14 protein-coding genes are annotated in these 16,164 nt (G+C 71.6%); 8 read left to right on the forward strand and 6 right to left on the reverse strand.

All coding sequences use genetic code 11. The features are described from left to right. Positions 1–599 precede the first annotated feature (599 nt). Together BKD26_RS32770 and ptsP are read left to right on the forward strand one after the other, a co-directional pair. On the forward strand, positions 600–1,049 hold the full coding sequence (locus BKD26_RS32770) for a PTS glucose transporter subunit IIA (RefSeq protein ID WP_084905812.1): 450 nt from the start codon (positions 600–602) through the stop codon (positions 1,047–1,049). An 83-nt stretch (positions 1,050–1,132) separates the two neighbouring features. Beyond that, positions 1,133–2,803 carry a phosphoenolpyruvate--protein phosphotransferase gene (ptsP, locus tag BKD26_RS32775; RefSeq protein WP_084905814.1) on the forward strand — a complete coding sequence of 557 codons (1,671 nt, stop codon included), beginning with the start codon at positions 1,133–1,135 and terminating at the stop codon, positions 2,801–2,803. A gap of 69 nt (positions 2,804–2,872) precedes the next feature. Here the strand turns inward: ptsP and BKD26_RS32780 are convergent, their stop codons facing one another. The 3 genes from BKD26_RS32780 to BKD26_RS32790 form a co-directional block, all read right to left on the reverse strand. Next, complete coding sequence (locus BKD26_RS32780; protein ID WP_084905816.1) at positions 2,873–3,766, reverse strand: hypothetical protein; 894 nt, start codon at positions 3,764–3,766, stop codon at positions 2,873–2,875. A 79-nt stretch (positions 3,767–3,845) separates the two neighbouring features. Next, complete coding sequence (locus tag BKD26_RS32785) at positions 3,846–4,409, reverse strand: GNAT family protein (RefSeq protein ID WP_084905817.1); 564 nt, start codon at positions 4,407–4,409, stop codon at positions 3,846–3,848. After that, positions 4,409–6,391 carry an acetoacetate--CoA ligase gene (locus BKD26_RS32790; RefSeq protein ID WP_084905819.1) on the reverse strand — a complete coding sequence of 661 codons (1,983 nt, stop codon included), beginning with the start codon at positions 6,389–6,391 and terminating at the stop codon, positions 4,409–4,411. Before BKD26_RS32790 ends, BKD26_RS32785 begins: the two co-directional genes overlap by 1 nt. A 224-nt stretch (positions 6,392–6,615) precedes the next feature. Between BKD26_RS32790 and BKD26_RS32795 the strand changes: the two genes are divergently transcribed. Then, positions 6,616–8,982, forward strand: a complete 2,367-nt coding sequence (locus tag BKD26_RS32795) for a glycoside hydrolase family 31 protein (protein ID WP_084905969.1) — start codon at positions 6,616–6,618, stop codon at positions 8,980–8,982. A 13-nt stretch (positions 8,983–8,995) separates the two neighbouring features. Here BKD26_RS32795 and BKD26_RS32800 read toward each other — a convergent pair whose 3' ends face one another. After that, positions 8,996–9,499 (reverse strand): NUDIX domain-containing protein, encoded by a 504-nt coding sequence (locus BKD26_RS32800; protein ID WP_084905821.1) that lies wholly within the window; start codon positions 9,497–9,499, stop codon positions 8,996–8,998. 45 nt (positions 9,500–9,544) lie between these two features. Between BKD26_RS32800 and BKD26_RS32805 the strand changes: the two genes are divergently transcribed. The 5 genes from BKD26_RS32805 (at position 9,545) to glpK (ending at position 14,769) form a co-directional block, all read left to right on the forward strand. Further along, positions 9,545–10,360 (forward strand): M15 family metallopeptidase, encoded by an 816-nt coding sequence (locus tag BKD26_RS32805; protein ID WP_084905823.1) that lies wholly within the window; start codon positions 9,545–9,547, stop codon positions 10,358–10,360. Positions 10,361–10,439: 79 nt separating this feature from the next. Continuing rightward, positions 10,440–10,892 (forward strand): zinc ribbon domain-containing protein, encoded by a 453-nt coding sequence (locus tag BKD26_RS32810; RefSeq protein ID WP_084905825.1) that lies wholly within the window; start codon positions 10,440–10,442, stop codon positions 10,890–10,892. Further along, complete coding sequence (locus BKD26_RS32815) at positions 10,889–12,073, forward strand: lipid-transfer protein (RefSeq protein ID WP_179166795.1); 1,185 nt, start codon at positions 10,889–10,891, stop codon at positions 12,071–12,073. The genes BKD26_RS32810 and BKD26_RS32815 overlap by 4 nt, the downstream gene beginning before the upstream one ends. A 204-nt stretch (positions 12,074–12,277) precedes the next feature. Continuing rightward, positions 12,278–13,039 (forward strand): MIP/aquaporin family protein, encoded by a 762-nt coding sequence (locus BKD26_RS32820; RefSeq protein WP_084905827.1) that lies wholly within the window; start codon positions 12,278–12,280, stop codon positions 13,037–13,039. Between the two features lie 224 nt (positions 13,040–13,263). Further along, entirely contained in the window at positions 13,264–14,769 is a 1,506-nt protein-coding gene (glpK, locus tag BKD26_RS32825) for a glycerol kinase GlpK (RefSeq protein WP_084905829.1), read from the forward strand. Positions 14,770–15,137: 368 nt separating this feature from the next. Here glpK and BKD26_RS32830 read toward each other — a convergent pair whose 3' ends face one another. Both BKD26_RS32830 and BKD26_RS32835 read right to left on the reverse strand, forming a co-directional pair. After that, positions 15,138–15,749, reverse strand: coding sequence for an ATP/GTP-binding protein (locus BKD26_RS32830; protein WP_084905831.1), 612 nt, complete (start codon positions 15,747–15,749; stop codon positions 15,138–15,140). Then, positions 15,730–16,158, reverse strand: coding sequence for a DUF742 domain-containing protein (locus tag BKD26_RS32835; RefSeq protein ID WP_084905833.1), 429 nt, complete (start codon positions 16,156–16,158; stop codon positions 15,730–15,732). The genes BKD26_RS32830 and BKD26_RS32835 overlap by 20 nt, the downstream gene beginning before the upstream one ends. Positions 16,159–16,164 lie beyond the last annotated feature (6 nt).

A 16,164-nucleotide genomic window follows, 5' to 3' on the forward strand; every position in this document is an offset into this window, starting at 1 on the left:
TCCCCTCGGTTCACAGCGTCCTCGCTGTGTTTTCTTCAAAGGAACCTCGACCATCCGAAGATGGACGGGGTATCAACTAATCTGGCGTTGATTTTTGGCACGCTGTTGAGTTCTCAAGGAACGGACGCTTCCTTCGTACTCACCCTCTCGGGCTTTCCTCCGGGCGCTTCCCTTCGGTATTTCGTGTTTCCAGCTTAGCAGATCCGTTTTCCGTTTCTGCCACCCGCTGGAGCGGGCTGCCGGCTGTTCTTCGCTTTCGCGTTTCCCTTTCCGGCGATTCCGACTCTATCAGCCTTTCTCCGTCCTCCTGACCGCCACCCGCCGGACACAGAGGTGTAGACCACAGGTGTAGACCAGTTAGGATCTCGGCTTGTCAGTCGCTGCCGACCTACGACTCGGAGTCGCGTCGGGGTCAGGCAGGGGTACGACCCTACCCGCCGTTGGTAGTTGAGGCAAATCGTTTCCGGTGCTCCCTAGGGCCGCCAACCCGGACCTCTCGCGCGGAACCCGGACTTCTTATGACATACGCTTCTGATCAGTACGCCGTCCAGGACAGGTAGTGACGGCGACGCAGAATCTCCACCCCTGGGAGGCTCCCCATGACCACCGTGACGTCGCCGATCGAGGGCCGCGCCATCGGACTTGCCGCTGTACCCGACCCGGTTTTCTCCGGGGCGATGGTCGGGCCGGGTACCGCCATTGATCCCGTGCGCGAGCCCTCCACGGCCGTGTCTCCGGTCGACGGCATCGTCGTTTCTCTGCACCCGCACGCCTTCGTGGTCGTCGACGGCGACGGACACGGCGTGCTGACGCACCTGGGGATCGACACCGTTCAGCTCAATGGCGAGGGCTTCGAGCTGCTGGTGAACAAGGGGGACACCGTGACGCGCGGGCAGGCCGTCGTGCGGTGGAACCCCGCGGACGTCGAGGCGGCCGGCAAGTCGGCGATCTGCCCGATCGTGGCTCTGGAGGCCACCCCCGAGTCTCTGAGCGCGCTCGTCGAGGACGGCGACGTGAAGGCCGGCGACTCGCTCTTCTCCTGGCAGTGACGTCAGTGCCGTCGTATTGACGGCAGCGGGTCGGGACATTCAACGTGGCGGCTCCGGCCGCCACTCAATCGGAGACAGGTGTAATGGAGACAACGCTGCGGGGCGTCGGCGTGAGCCACGGTGTGGCGATCGGCGAGGTCCGCCACATGGGCACGGCGGTCCTGGAGCCGCCGGCCAAGCAGATCCCGGCCGAGGAGGCGGAGCGCGAACAGGGGCGTGCTCGCCAGGCCGTCGAGGCGGTGGCGGCCGATCTGATCGCTCGCGGCAATCTGGCCGGTGGCGAGGCACAGCACGTGCTCGAGGCGCAGGCCATGATGGCTCAGGACCCCGAGCTGATGGCCGACGTGGACCGTCGTATCGCTGTGGGCAGCACGGCCGAGCGGGCCGTGTACGACGCGTTCGCCGCCTATCGGGCGCTGCTGGCCGGTGCCGGGGAGTACCTGGCGGGGCGGGTCGCGGACCTGGACGACGTGCGGAACCGGATCGTGGCGCGGCTGCTGGGTGTGCCGATGCCGGGTGTTCCGGACAGCGACGAGCCGTATGTACTGATCGCGCGGGATCTCGCTCCGGCGGACACGGCGCTGCTGGACCCGACGCTGGTGCTCGGTTTCGTGACCGAGGAGGGCGGGCCGACCAGCCACAGCGCCATCCTGGCGCGGGCGCTGGGTGTGCCTGCCGTGGTGGCGCTGCCGGGTGCCGGTGAGCTGGCCGAGGGCACCGTGATCGCGGTGGACGGCAGCACGGGTGAGATCTTCGTGGAGCCGAGCGCCGAGAAGCGGGCCGCGATGGAGCGGGCTGCTGCCGAGCGCAAGGCGGCGCTGTCCGCGGCGACGGGTCCGGGTGCGACGTCGGACGGGCACAAGGTGCCGTTGCTGGCGAACGTGGGCGGGCCCGCGGATGTGCCGGCGGCGGTGGAGGCGGGGGCCGAGGGTGTCGGTCTGTTCCGTACCGAGTTCCTGTTCCTGGACGACAGCAAGCAGGCGCCGTCGGAGGCCAAGCAGATCGAGGCGTACCGCAGGGTGCTGGAGGCGTTCCCCGAGGGCCGGGTGGTCGTGCGGGTGCTGGACGCGGGTGCGGACAAGCCGCTGGACTTCCTGACGCCGGCCGATGAGCCGAACCCGGCCCTGGGTGTGCGAGGTCTGCGGGCACTGCTGGACCACCCGGAGGTGCTGCGGACGCAGCTGACGGCGCTGTCGAAGGCGGCCGAGGGGCTGCCGGTGTACCTCGAGGTCATGGCGCCGATGGTGGCGGACCGTACGGATGCGAAAGCGTTCGCGGACGCGTGCCGTCAGGCCGGGCTCCAGGCGAAGTTCGGTGCGATGGTGGAGATCCCGTCGGCCGCGCTGCGGGCGCGTTCGATCCTGCAGGAGGTGGAGTTCCTGTCGCTGGGTACGAACGACCTGGCGCAGTACACCTTTGCCGCCGACCGGCAGGTGGGTGCGGTGTCGAGGTTGCAGGACCCGTGGCAGCCCGCGCTGCTGGACCTGGTGGCACTGGCGGCGGAGGCGGCCAGGGCCGAGGGCAAGAGCTGCGGCGTGTGTGGTGAGGCCGCCTCGGATCCGCTGCTCGCGTGTGTGCTGACGGGTCTGGGTGTCACCTCCCTGTCGATGGGTGCCGCGTCGATTCCGTATGTGCGGGCGACGCTGGCCAAGCACACGCTGGCGCAGTGCGAGCGGGCGGCGGCTGCCGCGCGGGCCGTGGACACCGCCGAGGAGGCGCGGCTGGCCGCGCAGGCGGTGCTGTCCGGCGAGTAGTGCCTGGGTGAAGGCTGTGGGAGGGGCTTTCCCGCCGGTGGGCGGGGAAGCCCCTTTTGCTTGGGTTGGTCAGTGGTGGGTGGGCCAGGGGTCGTCGGGGGTGATGTCGAAGCCGGCGCGGTAGTCGACGTTGGGTTCGGGTGAGAGGGGTTCTCCGGTGTCGGCGTCGGTGCAGTAGGCGTTGAAGACCTCGGCCGCGGTGAGCGGGATGAGCCGGCCGCGGTCGAGGCGCCAGCCGTGGACGCGGTCGGGTGCGGCGGGGGTGGTGGTGCGGAGGACGAGTCCTCCGGGGCTTTCGAGGGCGATGCCGGCCGCGAGGACGGTGACGAATTCGGCGCCTTCGGTGGAGTCGAGCAGGGCGGGGCCGGTGGGGGGCCGTTCGGCGTGGAGGACGGCGAGGAGCTGTTCGTCGGCGGGGACGCTGCAGACGAGGTGGTGGGTGCCGGGGCCGGCTTCTTCGAGGAGGCGCGTCAGCAGGTGCGAGGCCTGGTCGAATGCGGCGCGGCCGATGTCCTGTCCGCAGGTGGCGCACTCGCCCATGTCGGCGAGGAGCATTGTGGCGTACTGCCAGGTGGCCTGTCGTACCGCGCGGTGGATGAGGAGCGGGACGAGTCGGTCGATGGGCTGTCCCGTATAGGGGACGCAGGCGCCGGTGGCGGCGATCTCGGCGGTGAAGCGGCTGCGGCTGGCCGGGGTGTCCGGGTCGAGGCCGGTCTCGGTGCAGTATTCCGCGTAGTCCTCCGGGTCGAAGAGGGCGACGGTGGTGTGTCCGCCTTGGGTGGCGAGGGTTTTCAGGAGCTGCTCGACCTGGCGGAGGTAGGTGTCGTGGTCGGCGAAGGTGAAGGTGCGGTAGCGGCTGCGCATGGCGGCGAAGTCCTGTTCGTCGGCGAGGACGCCGACGGTGCTCGGTACTTCGCGGCGGAGAGCGCGTCGCATGGTCGTGGTGTTCCTGGTGTGTGCCATGAATCCCCCTTGTTCATTGGTGCTCACTCACAGTAATCGGCGGCACTGACAACGGGGGTTGGTGAAGCGTGCGGGCAGGTCAAAGTTGTTCGAAGCGGTGACGTTCGGCGAACTCGGGGGCGGTGATCCCCATGACCACGAGGTCGTGGTGCCGGCCGGCGAAGAACTCGTGGTCGCGCAGCCTGCCCTCTTCGACGAAGCCGAGCCCGCGGTGCAGGGCGAGCGACGCCTCGTTGAACGCGTAGATGCCCGCCTCGCACTTGTGGTAGCGCCGCTCGCCGAACATGAAGCGCAGGAGCAGCACCACGGCGTCGGCGGCGTAGCCGCGCCGTTGGTGGTCGCCGCCGATGCCGATGCCGTAGCGGAAGCGGCCGGAGCGGGGGTCGGCGTCGTCGGTGGAGAGGCTGCCCACGAGTTCGCCGGTGTCCAGGGCTTCGATGGCGAGGCGGAAGTTGTCTCCGACCGGGGTGGCGACGGCTTGTTCGGCCGCCCAGGCGTGGTAGCCCTCCGCCGAGCGGGGCGGGTGGAGGGCGTCGACGGAGCGCTGGTGCCGGGTGTGGGCGTCGAACTCCATGAACGCCTCCCAGTCCTCGGGCTCGATGCCCCGCAGCCGTACCCGTTCGCCGGTCCAGAAGGAGCTCATCAGGTGCCTTGGGCGCGGTTGCGGGCCAGGTTTTCGTAGAAGCGGAGCAGATCGAGGTTGTCGACGGAGCCGGGGTTGACAGCCTTGGACAGGTCGGTGCCCTGGAGGAGCCGTTTGACGGGGACCTCGATGCGCTTGCCGGTGAGGGTGTGCGGGACGCCGGGGACCTCGATGATCTCGTCGGGGACGTGGCGTGGGGACAGCTGCGTACGGATGGTCTGCTTGATGCGGGTGATCAGGTCGTCGTCCAGGGTGGCGCCTTCGGTGAGGTGGACGAAGAGGGGCATCCAGTAGCCGCCGTCGGGTTCCTCCAGGCCGATGACGAGGGATTCGCGGATCTCCGGGAGGCGTTCGACGGCCTCGTAGATGTCGGCGCTCCCCATACGGACGCCCTGGCGGTTCAGGGTGGAGTCGGAACGGCCGTGGATGACGACCGATCCGCGGTCGGTGATGGTGATCCAGTCGCCGTGGCGCCACACGCCCGGGTACATGTCGAAGTAGCTGTCGTGGTAGCGGCTGCCGTCGGGGTCGTTCCAGAAGTGGATGGGCATGGAGGGCATGGGGTTGGTGACCACCAGCTCCCCCACCTCGCCGATGACGGGCTTGCCCTGCGGGTCCCAGGCCTGGAGGTCGGTGCCCAGGCAGGGCGCCTGGAGTTCGCCGATGTGTACGGGGAGGGTGGGGACCGCGCCGGCGAAGCAGCTGCACACGTCGGTGCCGCCGCTGACGGAGGCGATCCACAGATCGTCCCGCACCTCGTCGTGGAGCCAGCGGAAGCCGTCCGGAGGGAGCGGGGAGCCGGTGGTGGCGACGCAGGTGATGCGGGACAGGTCGTGGTCGCGGGAGGGGTGGACGCCGGCCTTGCGGCAGGCCATGACGTAGGCGGCGGACGTGCCGTAGAGGGTGGCTCCGGTGAGTTCGGCGACACGCCACTGGGCGCCGGTGTCGGGGTGGCCGGGGCTGCCGTCGTACACGACGACCGTGGTTCCGGTGAGCAGGCCGGAGACGAGGAAGTTCCACATCATCCAGCCGGTGGAGGTGTACCAGAAGAACCGGTCCTCGGGGCCGAGGTCGCAGTGGAGGCCGAGCTGCTTGAAGTGTTCGAGGAGGATGCCGCCCTGGGACTGGACGATCGCCTTGGGCAGGCCTGTCGTGCCGGAGGAGTACAGCACCCACAGGGGGTGGTCGAAGGGGACCTGCTCGAAGACCGGCTCCCTGTCCCCTGCTGTGAGGGCGGACCATTCGAGGGTGCCTTCGGGGGCCTCCGTACCGAGGAGCGGGATGTGGACGACCGCGCGGAGGGTGGGCAGTTCGCGGCGGAGTTCGGCGACGGTGTCGCGGCGGTCGTGTTCCTTGCCGCCGTAGCGGTAGCCGTCGACGGTGAACAGGACGACCGGCTCGACCTGTTGGAAGCGGTCGAGGACGCTGCGGGCGCCGAAGTCGGGGGCGCAGGAGGTCCATACGGCGCCGACTGCGGCGGTGGCGAGGAGGGCGGTGACGGCCTGCGGGATGTTCGGCAGGTAGCCGCTGACGCGGTCGCCGGGGCGTACGCCGAGGGCGCGGAGCTCGGCGGCGAGGGCGCCCACCTGGCGGCGCAGCTCGGCCCAGCTGACGGGGGTCACCTCGTGCGTCTCGTCGACGTGCAGCAGGGCGGGTGCGTCGGGCCGGTCGGCGGCGGTTCGGAGGGCGTGCTCGGCGTAGTTGAGGGTGGCGCCGGGGAACCACTGGGCGCCGGGCATGGAGCGGTCGCCGAGGACCCGTTCGTACGGTGTGGAGAAGCGGATGTCGAACCACTCGGCCACCGCCTGCCAGAAGGCGTCGGGGTGGTCGACCGACCAGCGGTGCAGTGCGGGGTAGCCGCCGTCGGCGGGTGCGCCGTGCCGCTCGGCCGCCCAGGACTGGAAGCGGGTGACCGCGGCCGTGTCGATGCGGTCCTGGTCGGGCTGCCAGAGCGGCTCGGGCTGGGCGTGCTCTGTGGTCATGGGGCTGCTCCCTGGCTGTGCGTCCCTGTACGCGGGTCTGCGTGGGTCGCGCGCACGTGCGGGGGTGTGCGCGTGACGCGGCTGAGCAGGACGATGCCATGTGATCGTTGTTCGCACCAGGGCTCGTCGCCCATGGTCGGCGGGATGAATATGTGGTCTCACCACGGGTGAACGGCAGCTGAACGGGCCCTGCGGACCCTTGGGCGGGTGGCAGGGTGATCGGCATGGACGGTCGTGATCTGGTGCGTTCGGTGAGGATCTTCGGCACGGTACGGGGGCTGCGGGCGATGCGGTCGGCGTGGCGGCAGCGGCGTACGGACGCCTGGGGGCTGCGGCCGCGGGGGGTGGAGCGGGCGCGGGTGCCGGGTCCGGTGGAGGGCGTCGAGCGGCTGCCGGGCGGGGGGATCGTCCGGTTCGCCCGGTCTCGGGTGCGGGTGTGCGTCTCCAGTGGCGGCACGGTGTTCCTGGGCTGGGACGGGGCGGAGCCGCTGCCCTCGTACGCGCTGGCGGGCCGGCCTCCGGAGCCCGATCCGCGGGCGGAGCTGGAGCCCGACAAGGGCGGTGGCTGGCGGGTGGTGTCGGAGCGGGTGACGGTCGCGGTGTCGCGCAACGGTGCCGTGGAGGTCCGTACGCCGGGCGGGGTCGTGTTGCGGCGGGACCTGCCGCCCAGGTGGTGGGAGCCGGTCGCCGGGGGGCCCTCGCGGTGGGTGCAGCGGACGGAGGTGCCGGCCGACGCACGGTTCTTCGGGCTGGGCGGGCGGGCGGCGGGGCCGCGGCTGCGCAGCGGGACGTACCGGCTGTGGAACACCGATCCGCGGGGCAGCTTCGCGCCCGGTGACGACCCGCTCTACATCACGATGCCGGTGCAGCTGGTGGTGTCGGACGCGGGTACGCACCTGGCGTTCCACGACAACTCCTGGGACGGGCAGGTGACGCTGCGGGAGGGCGAGGAGGGTGCGGGTTCCGGGCACGACCGGCCGGGTGCGAGCGAGGTGCGCGTCAGTGGCGGGCCGTTGCGGTGCTGGGTGATCGTCGGCACCCCCGCGCGCGTGCTGCACGGTTGGGCGGCGCTGACGGGTGCGCCCGCGCTGCCGCCGTCGTGGGCGCTGAGGCCGCAGCACGCGCGGTGGGGGTTCGGCAGCGAGGAGGAGGTGCGGCGGGTGGTGGCCGGCTACCGGGAGCGGGACCTGCCGCTGTCGGTGCTGCACCTGGACATCGACCACTACGACCGGCACCAGGTGTTCACGGTGGACAAGGAGCGGTTTCCGGACCTGCCCGGGCTCGCGCGGGAGCTGCGTGAGGAGGGGGTGCGGCTGGTGTCTATCGTCGACCCGGGGGTGAAGGCGGAGCCCGGAAACCCCGTCTATGAGAGCGGTGCCGGGGTCGGGTCCCATGGAGCGTTCGTACGGGATCCGAGGGGTGGTGAGGTGCGGGGCGCGGTGTGGCCGGGTGACTGCGTGTACCCGGACTTCACGGATCCGGCGGTACGGGAGTGGTGGGGCGGGCTGTACGAGGAGCGGCTCGCGCAGGGCTTCTCGGGGGTGTGGCACGACATGAATGAGCCGGTTTCCTTCACGCCGTTCGGTGACATGACGCTGCCGCGCTCGGCGCGGCACGTACTGGAGGGCTGGGGCGGGGACCACCGGGAGGCCCACAATCTGTACGGGCTGGCGATGGCGAGGGCCGGGTACGAGGGGCTGCGGCGGCTGCGCCCGGACGAGCGTCCGTTCCTGTTCTCGCGCTCCGGCTGGGCGGGGATGCAGCGGTACGGCGGGACGTGGTCGGGCGATGTGTCGACCGGGTGGCCGGGGTTGCGCGCGTCGCTGTCGCTGGTGCTGGGGCTGGGCCTGTGCGGGGTGCCGTACTCGGGCCCGGATGTGGGCGGGTTCGACGGGAGCCCGTCGCCGGAGCTGTTCCTGCGGTGGTTCCAGCTGGGTGCCTGGCTGCCGCTGTTCCGTACGCACGCGGCGATCGACGCGGGGCGGCGCGAGCCGTGGGAGTTCGGTCCCGAGGCGCTGGAGTGCGCCCGTGCGGCGCTGGCCGAACGGGAGCGGCTGCGGCCCTACTTCGTGACCCTGGCGCAGTTGGCGCGGCTTACGGGGGCGCCTTATGTGCGGCCCGTCTGGTGGGGTTCCCCGGAGGACCGGGCGCTGCGGGACTGTGAGGACGCCTTCCTGCTCGGCGACGCGCTGCTGGTGGCGCCGGTGCTCGCGCGCGGGACGGACCGGCGGGCCGTGCGGCTGCCGCGCGGGCGGTGGTACGACACGGCGACGGGTGCGGCGTACGAGGGGCCCGGGCAGGTGCTGGTGGACGCGCCGCTGTCGCGTATTCCGGTGCTCGCGCGGGCGGGTGCGGTGATCCCGGTGCGGGACGGGGACGGTGGGGACGCGCTGGAGGTGTGGGCCCCGGCTGTGGGGCGCACTGGGGGCGGGCTGGTGGTGCGGGACGTCGGTGACGGCTGGGCGGAGGCGGAGATCGAGCGGTACACGTCCCGGCTGGTGGACGGGCGGGTGGTGGTGGAGCGGGTGACGGACGACGGGGCGGTGGAGGTGGAGGGAAGGGTTCGGGTGCGGGGGCTGGGCGCCGGGTGACGGCGGTCGCGGGTCAGGGGGTGTAGCGGCCCGCGAACCAGTTGGTGACCGCAGCCGTGTGGAGGGGGAAGGCCAGCTCCGTCGGCGCGTAGAGCAGGTGGTGTCCGGCCGTTTCGTCCGTGGGGGTGGAGGGCGGGAGGGTGGCGGCCGGGCGTTCGGGCAGAAGGCCGAAGAGCAGCAGGTGGCCGGCGGGTGAGCTCATCGCGTCGGCCGGCCGTACGTCGCCGGCGAAGGCCTCGATGCCGGTCTCCTCCTTCAGCTCCCGGACCACCGCGTCCCGCCAGTCCTCGGCGTGGTCGATGAACCCGCCGGGCAGGGCGATGCCGCCGCGCTGCGGCTCGATGGTGCGGGTGATGACGACGAGCCCGGTGCCGTGCTCGCCGGTCACGGGCAGCAGGGCGACGGCGACCGGCAGCGGATTGCGGTGGGCGACGGCGCCGCAGGCCGGGCATCTGAGGGGCCATGCGGAGCCGGCCGGGTAGCGGGCACCGCAGCTCGTGCAATGGGAGTCCTTCACGGGGCGGACTGTACCGACCCGGCGGGGACCTGTAAGACGGTGCGCATGACAGGACTTGCTTCCGCTTCCCGCCTCCGCCGTGCCCTGGGGGCCATCGCCACAGCGCTCCTCCTGGCTGGGGCGGTGCCGCCCGCCGCGCAGGCCGCGCCCGGGCCGAAGGCCCCGAAGGAGTTCGTGGCGCTGCGCTCCGTCGACCGGACGATCATCCAGGAGATGCGCTACACCACCGAGCACAACTTCGTGGGCGAGCCGGTGGACGGCTACCGTCAGCCGGTGTGCATCCTGACCCGGCCGGCCGCACAGGCGCTGCACCGGGCGCAGACGAAGCTGCTGCGGCAGGGCTATTCGCTGAAGGTGTACGACTGTTACCGGCCGCAGCGGGCCGTGGACCACTTCGTACGGTGGGCGAAAGACCTTCAGGACGAGGAGATGAAATCGGAGTTCTATCCGCTTGTGGCCAAGTCGCGGCTCTTCGCGGACGGGTACATCGCGGAGAAGTCCGGACACAGCCGGGGTTCCACGGTCGATCTGACGATCGTGAAGCTGCCCGCGGCGCCGACCCGCCCCTATGTGCCGGGCGAGAAGCTGGTCCCTTGTTACGCCCCGCAGGAGGAGCGGTTCCCTGACAATTCCGTGGACATGGGGACGGGTTTCGACTGCTTCGACACGTTGTCCCACACGGACGACCCGCGCGTCCAGGGGGTGCAGCGGGCGAACCGGCAGCTGTTGAAGGGCACGCTCGGCGCGGAGGGGTTCGTCAACCTTCCCGAGGAGTGGTGGCACTTCACGTACAAGCCGGAACTCTTCCCCGGCACGTACTTCGACTTCCCGGTCTCCCGGCGGTCGGTGGCGGGGCACTGACGCGGGGCGTCTCGCGGACCGCTGCCGACGCGTGGCACACTTCTGACGTTCCGTCAGATCTGCTTGCCGGGGAGGGACCGTGACGCGTACGCGCACACCTGTGGTGGCCGGGTGGTTCACCGATGACGGTGACGGGGCCGGCTTCCGGCTGCTGGGGACCCGCTGCTCGGCCTGTTCGGCTGTCTTCTTCCCGCGCGAGGACTCCTTTTGCCGCAACCCGGCCTGTGTGGGCGGGGGTGAGCTGCGGCAGGTGCCGCTGTCGAAGCGCGGGCGCGTCTGGTCGTACACGGACGGCCGCTACCGGCCGCCCGCGCCGTACGTCTCGGACCCGGCGGCGGTATGGGAGCCCTACGTCCTGGTCGCCGTCGAGCTGGCGGCGGAGGCCATGGTCGTGCTGGGGCAGGCCGCCCCCGGGGTGGGGGTCGCCGACCTGGCCGTCGGCATGGAGGTGGAGGTGGTGCCGGGCGTCCTCGACGAGGACGGGGACACGGTGTGGACCACCTGGCACTGGCGGCCGGTGGTGACCCGGTGAAGGACGTCGCCGTACTGGGCGCGGGCATGCACCCGTGGGGGAAGTGGGGCCGCTCCTTCGTCGCGTACGGGACGAGCGCGGCACGGGCCGCGCTCGCCGACGCCGGGGTCGACTGGCGGGACGTGGGGTCGGTGGTCGGCGCCGACACGGTGCGGGGCGGCTATCCCGGGTACGTGGCGGGTGCGACGTTCGCGCGGGCGCTCGGCTGGCAGGGCGCGCGGGTGAGCAGCGTGTACGCGGCGTGCGCCTCCGGCGCCCAGGCCATCGCCACCGCGCGGGCGCAGATCCTGGCCGGGCTGGCGGACGTGGTGCTGGTGGTGGGCGCGGACGCGGCGCCCAAGGGGTTCTTCGCGCCGGCCGGCGGGGACCGGCCGGACGACCCGGACTGGCTGCGGTTCCGGGTGCTGGGGGCGACGAACCCGGCGTACTTCGCGCTCTACGCCCGGCGCCGGATGGCCGTGTACGGGGACACCCCGGAGGACTTCGCGCTGGTGAAGGTGAAGAACGCGGCGGCGGGCGCGCTCAACGCGTACGCCCGCTACCGGAGGCCGGTGACCGCCGAGGAGGTGGCCGCCTCGGCCGTGGTCGCCGACCCCTTGCGGCTGCTCGACATCTGCGCGACGTCGGACGGCGGCGCGGCGCTGGTGCTGTCGTCGATGGCGTACGCGCGCGTGCACGGGGCCACGGACCCCGTCCGTATCCGGGCGGTGTCGACCGTGACGCCCACCTATCCGCGGACAGTGCTCGATCTGCCGGACATCGCCACCGACTCGGCGGCCGGTGCGCCCCCTGCGGCCCCCTTCCGGGAGTCGATCGCGGCCGCCGCGTACGAGGAGGCGGGCATCGGTCCCGAAGACCTGTCCCTGGCGGAGGTGTACGACCTGTCCACCGCGCTGGAGCTGGAGTGGTACGAGGACATCGGGCTGTGCGGCCGGGGCGAGGGCGCGGGGCTCGTGCGGGAGGGTGCCACGGCGCTCGGCGGCCGGGTCCCGGTGAACGCGAGCGGCGGCCTCGCCTCCTTCGGCGAGGCGGTGCCGGCCCAGGCCATCGCCCAGGTCTGCGAGCTGACGTGGCAGCTGCGCGGTGCGGCGGGGACGCGGCAGGTGCCGGGCGCCCGGGTCGGGATCACGGCGAACCAGGGACTTTTCGGCCACGGGTCGGCGGTCGTGGCCGTGCGCTGAGCGGCGGCGCTCCGGGCGGGGCGCCGGGCTTTACGTGTCGTACGGGCGTGTCCAGTGCCGCCGCTTACGGCCGGTGCTGCCCGCGACCTTGACGGCCCCTCACAGCCGGAGAACACTGCCTGTTCGTCGACATCTCCGGTTCGCCTGTAACAGCACGCCATGCCCGTTCGGCACGCCGTGAAGCCATGGAGCCCAGGAGCCGCCATGAGCAATGGAGACATTTTCGCCGGTGAGGTCATCGGCACCGCGATCCTCATCCTCTTCGGTGCCGGCGTCTGCGCCGCCGTCACCCTCAACTTCTCCAAGGCGAAAGCCGCCGGCTGGGTCGTCATCGCCTTCGGCTGGGGCTTCGGCGTCATGGCCGGGGCGTACACCGCCGCTCCCCTCTCCGGAGGGCACCTCAACCCGGCCGTGACGGTGGGGGTCGCCGTCGACACGGGCGAGTGGGGCAAGGTACCGCTGTACCTGCTCGCGCAGATGGTCGGCGCGGTGCTGGGAGCCGTACTCGCCTGGCTGGTCTACTACGCCCAGTTCCGGGCGAACGCCGACGCGAAGACCGCCCAGCCCACGCTCGGGATCTTCTCCACCGCGCCCGAGATCCGCAATCCGGCCGCCAACCTCACGACCGAGATCATCGCGACCGTCGCGCTCGTCCTTCCGCTCCTCGCGTTCGGGAAGAACGACGGCATCGGCGTCGGGCAGATCCCCGGCGAGGACGCGGGCATCTATGGGTCGGGTATTTCGATCCTCCTGGTGTCGCTGCTCGTGGCGGGCATCGGCATGTCACTCGGCGGGCCGACGGGTTACGCCATCAACCCGGCCCGGGACCTCGGGCCGCGCATCGCCCACGCGCTGCTGCCGATACCCAACAAGGGGACGTCCGACTGGGGTTACGCCTGGGTGCCGGTGGCCGGCCCGCTGATCGGGGGCGTGCTCGCGGGGCTCGTCTTCAACGGGGTCCACTGACACGGTTTGCGGGCGGCGGCCTATAGGGGCGGCTCTGCGCGTGGCCTATGGGCGTGGCCTATGGGCGTGGCTTGTTGGTGCGCCTACGGGCGCGGCTCATTGATTCCGCTCACTGAGGCGGCTCAGAGGCGGCTTGTCGGGCGTCTCGACCAAGCCGCTCACCCGCGCGGCTCTCTCACGCGGCTCACTCACGCGGCTCTTACTCGCGACAAGGGGTTTTCGTCATGACGGACAGGTTCGTCGCCGCAATCGACCAGGGCACCACCTCCAGTCGCTGCATCATCTTCAACCAGGACGGCGCCATCGTCGCCGTCGATCAGCGCGAGCACCGCCAGATCTTCCCCAAGCCGGGCTGGGTCGAGCACGACGCCACGGAGATCTGGTCCAAGGTCCAGGCCGTGGTGGCGGGCGCTCTCGCGAGGGCCGGGCTGCGGGCGGAGCAACTGAGCGCGCTCGGCATCACCAACCAGCGCGAGACGACCGTCCTGTGGGACCGGGCCACCGGCAAGCCCGTGCACAACGCGATCGTCTGGCAGGACACCCGTACCTCCGCGCTGTGCACGGAACTCGGGGGCGCGCACGGCCAGGACCGCTTCCGGGACACCACCGGGCTGCCGCTGGCCAGCTACTTCTCCGGGCCCAAGGCGGCCTGGCTGCTGGACAACGTGCCGGGGCTGCGCGCCCGCGCCGAGCGGGGCGAGATCGCGTTCGGCACCATCGACTCGTGGCTGATCTGGAACCTCACGGGAGGTGTCGACGGCGGCGTCCACGTCACCGACGTCACCAACGCCTCCCGGACCATGCTGATGAGCCTGGAGACCCTGGACTGGGACCGCTCCATCCTCGAAGCCATGAACGTGCCGGAGGTGATGCTGCCGCGCATCCGCTCGTCGGCGGAGGTGTACGGCACCGCTGTCGGGCAGCTGGAGGGCGTCCCCGTCGCGTCGGCGCTCGGCGACCAACAGGCCGCGGTTTTCGGGCAGGCCTGCTACGACACGGGCACCGCCAAGAACACGTACGGCACGGGGAGTTTCCTGCTGCTCAACACGGGGGAGCGGCCCGTTGCCTCGAAGAGCGGGCTGATCACCACGGTCGGGTACAAGATCGGTGACCAGGCGCCGGTCTACTGCCTGGAGGGGTCGATCGCGATCACGGGCGCGCTGGTGCAGTGGTTCCGGGACCAGCTCGGCATCATCCGCAGCGCGGACGAGATCGAGACGCTCGCGGCGAGCGTGGAGGACAACGGCGGCGCGTACATCGTGCCGGCGTTCTCGGGGCTGTTCGCGCCGTACTGGCGCTCCGACGCCCGCGGTGTCGTCACCGGCCTGACCCGGTACGTCACCAAGGCTCACCTGGCGCGTGCCGTCCTGGAGGCGACGAGCTGGCAGACGCGTGAGGTCGTGGACGCCATGTACCAGGACTCGGGCGTCCGGATCTCGTCCCTGAAGGTGGACGGAGGGATGACCGTCAACGGCCTGCTGATGCAGCACCAGGCGGATGTGCTGGGCGTGCCCGTGATCCGGCCCAAGGTCTCGGAAACCACCTGCCTGGGCGCGGCCTACGCGGCCGGGCTCGCCACGGGCGTGTGGGCCGGCCTGGACGAGCTGAAGTCCCACTGGCAGCGTGACGTGGCCTGGGAACCGCGCATGGAGGCCGCCGTGCGGGAGCGCGAGTACGGCAACTGGCGCAAGGCGGTGGAGCGGAGCTTGGGCTGGGAGGGGGACGACTGACGGGGGCGGCCTGCGGGAGCCGGCCTGGGGGCGGTGGCGCGCGGGCGGTGGCCAGGGCCGACCTGGCGGGGCCGGTGCGTCGCAGCACGGCACGAAGGGGCCGGGTCCCGCGGCGGGGTCCTGGCACGGGCCTGGGGCGGTGCCCTACGGCGGTGGCGTAGGGCGGGTGCATGGGGCGCGGCGATCCGGGCGGTGGCGTAAGCGCGTTGCCTGCCCGGGCCCGGGTGGTGGCGCACGGGCGGTGCCGGGCGCGGGCCCAGGTGGTGGCGCACGGGCGGTGCCGGGCGCGGGCCTGCGGGCGGGCGTAGGAGGGCCGCGTGGGGGGCCGCGGCCCGTGACCGTTCGTGGGGGTACGGGCCGCGGGTCGGTCAGGTGGTGACCGGCTCGCGAGTGCGGGCGGCGATGGTCAGGGCGTGTTCGACCACGGCGACCAGGACCTCCTTGACCGACTCCCGTTCGCGGGCGTCGCACATCAGCAACGGCACCTCCGGATCGAGGTCGAGTGCCGCCCGTACCGTCTCGGCGGGGAAGCGGGCCGCGCCCTCGAAGCAGTTGACGGCCACCGCGAAGGGGATGCCGCGCCGCTCGAAGTAGTCGATCGCGGCGAAGCTGTCCTCCAGGCGGCGGGTGTCGCACAGCACCACCGCCCCCAGAGCGCCTTGTGCCAGCTCGTCCCAGAGGAACCAGAACCGGTCCTGTCCCGGCGTACCGAACAGGTACAGCACCAGGTCCTCGCGGAGCGTGATGCGTCCGAAGTCCATGGCGACCGTGGTGGTGGACTTGGCTTCGACGCCGTGCAGGTCGTCGACCGGACGGCCCGCCTCGCTGAGGGTCTCCTCGGTGCGCAGCGGCCGGATCTCGCTGACCGCGCCCACCAGCGTGGTCTTGCCCACCCCGAACCCGCCCGCGACCAGGATCTTCAGGGTCACCGGCTCGACCGGTCGCTTCTTGCGGCCGGTACTAGAGCGCCCGAAGGCCATTGATCACCTCACGGAGGATGCTGACGTCCGGCAGTTCGGCCGGCGGAACGGGACGGGTTACGTGGACGAGTTCGTCCTCGACGAGGTCGCCGACCAGGACGCGGACCACCCCTACGGGGAGGTCCAGCCCGGCGGCCAGCTCGGCGATCGACTGGGGGAGGTCGCTGCACCGCTCGACGATCTCCACGTGCTCCGGTGAGAGCGTCTGGTCGCGGCCGGGGTCGTCGGCCGCGGGCTCGGGGACGACGACCGCGATCAGGTCGAGGCGGTGGCGGGTGGCGCTGCTGGTACGGCCGCGTGTCATCGCGTACGGGCGGACCACCGGGCCCGCGTCGTCGTCGAACCAGTGGTGCGGCTCCTGGCGGTCCCGGCGTCTGTGCCGGCTCTGCTGCCGTGCTGCGTCGCTCATCGCATC

The sequence above is a fragment of the Streptomyces sp. CB03238 genome (assembly GCF_002099185.1).
GTDB lineage: Bacteria > Actinomycetota > Actinomycetes > Streptomycetales > Streptomycetaceae > Streptomyces.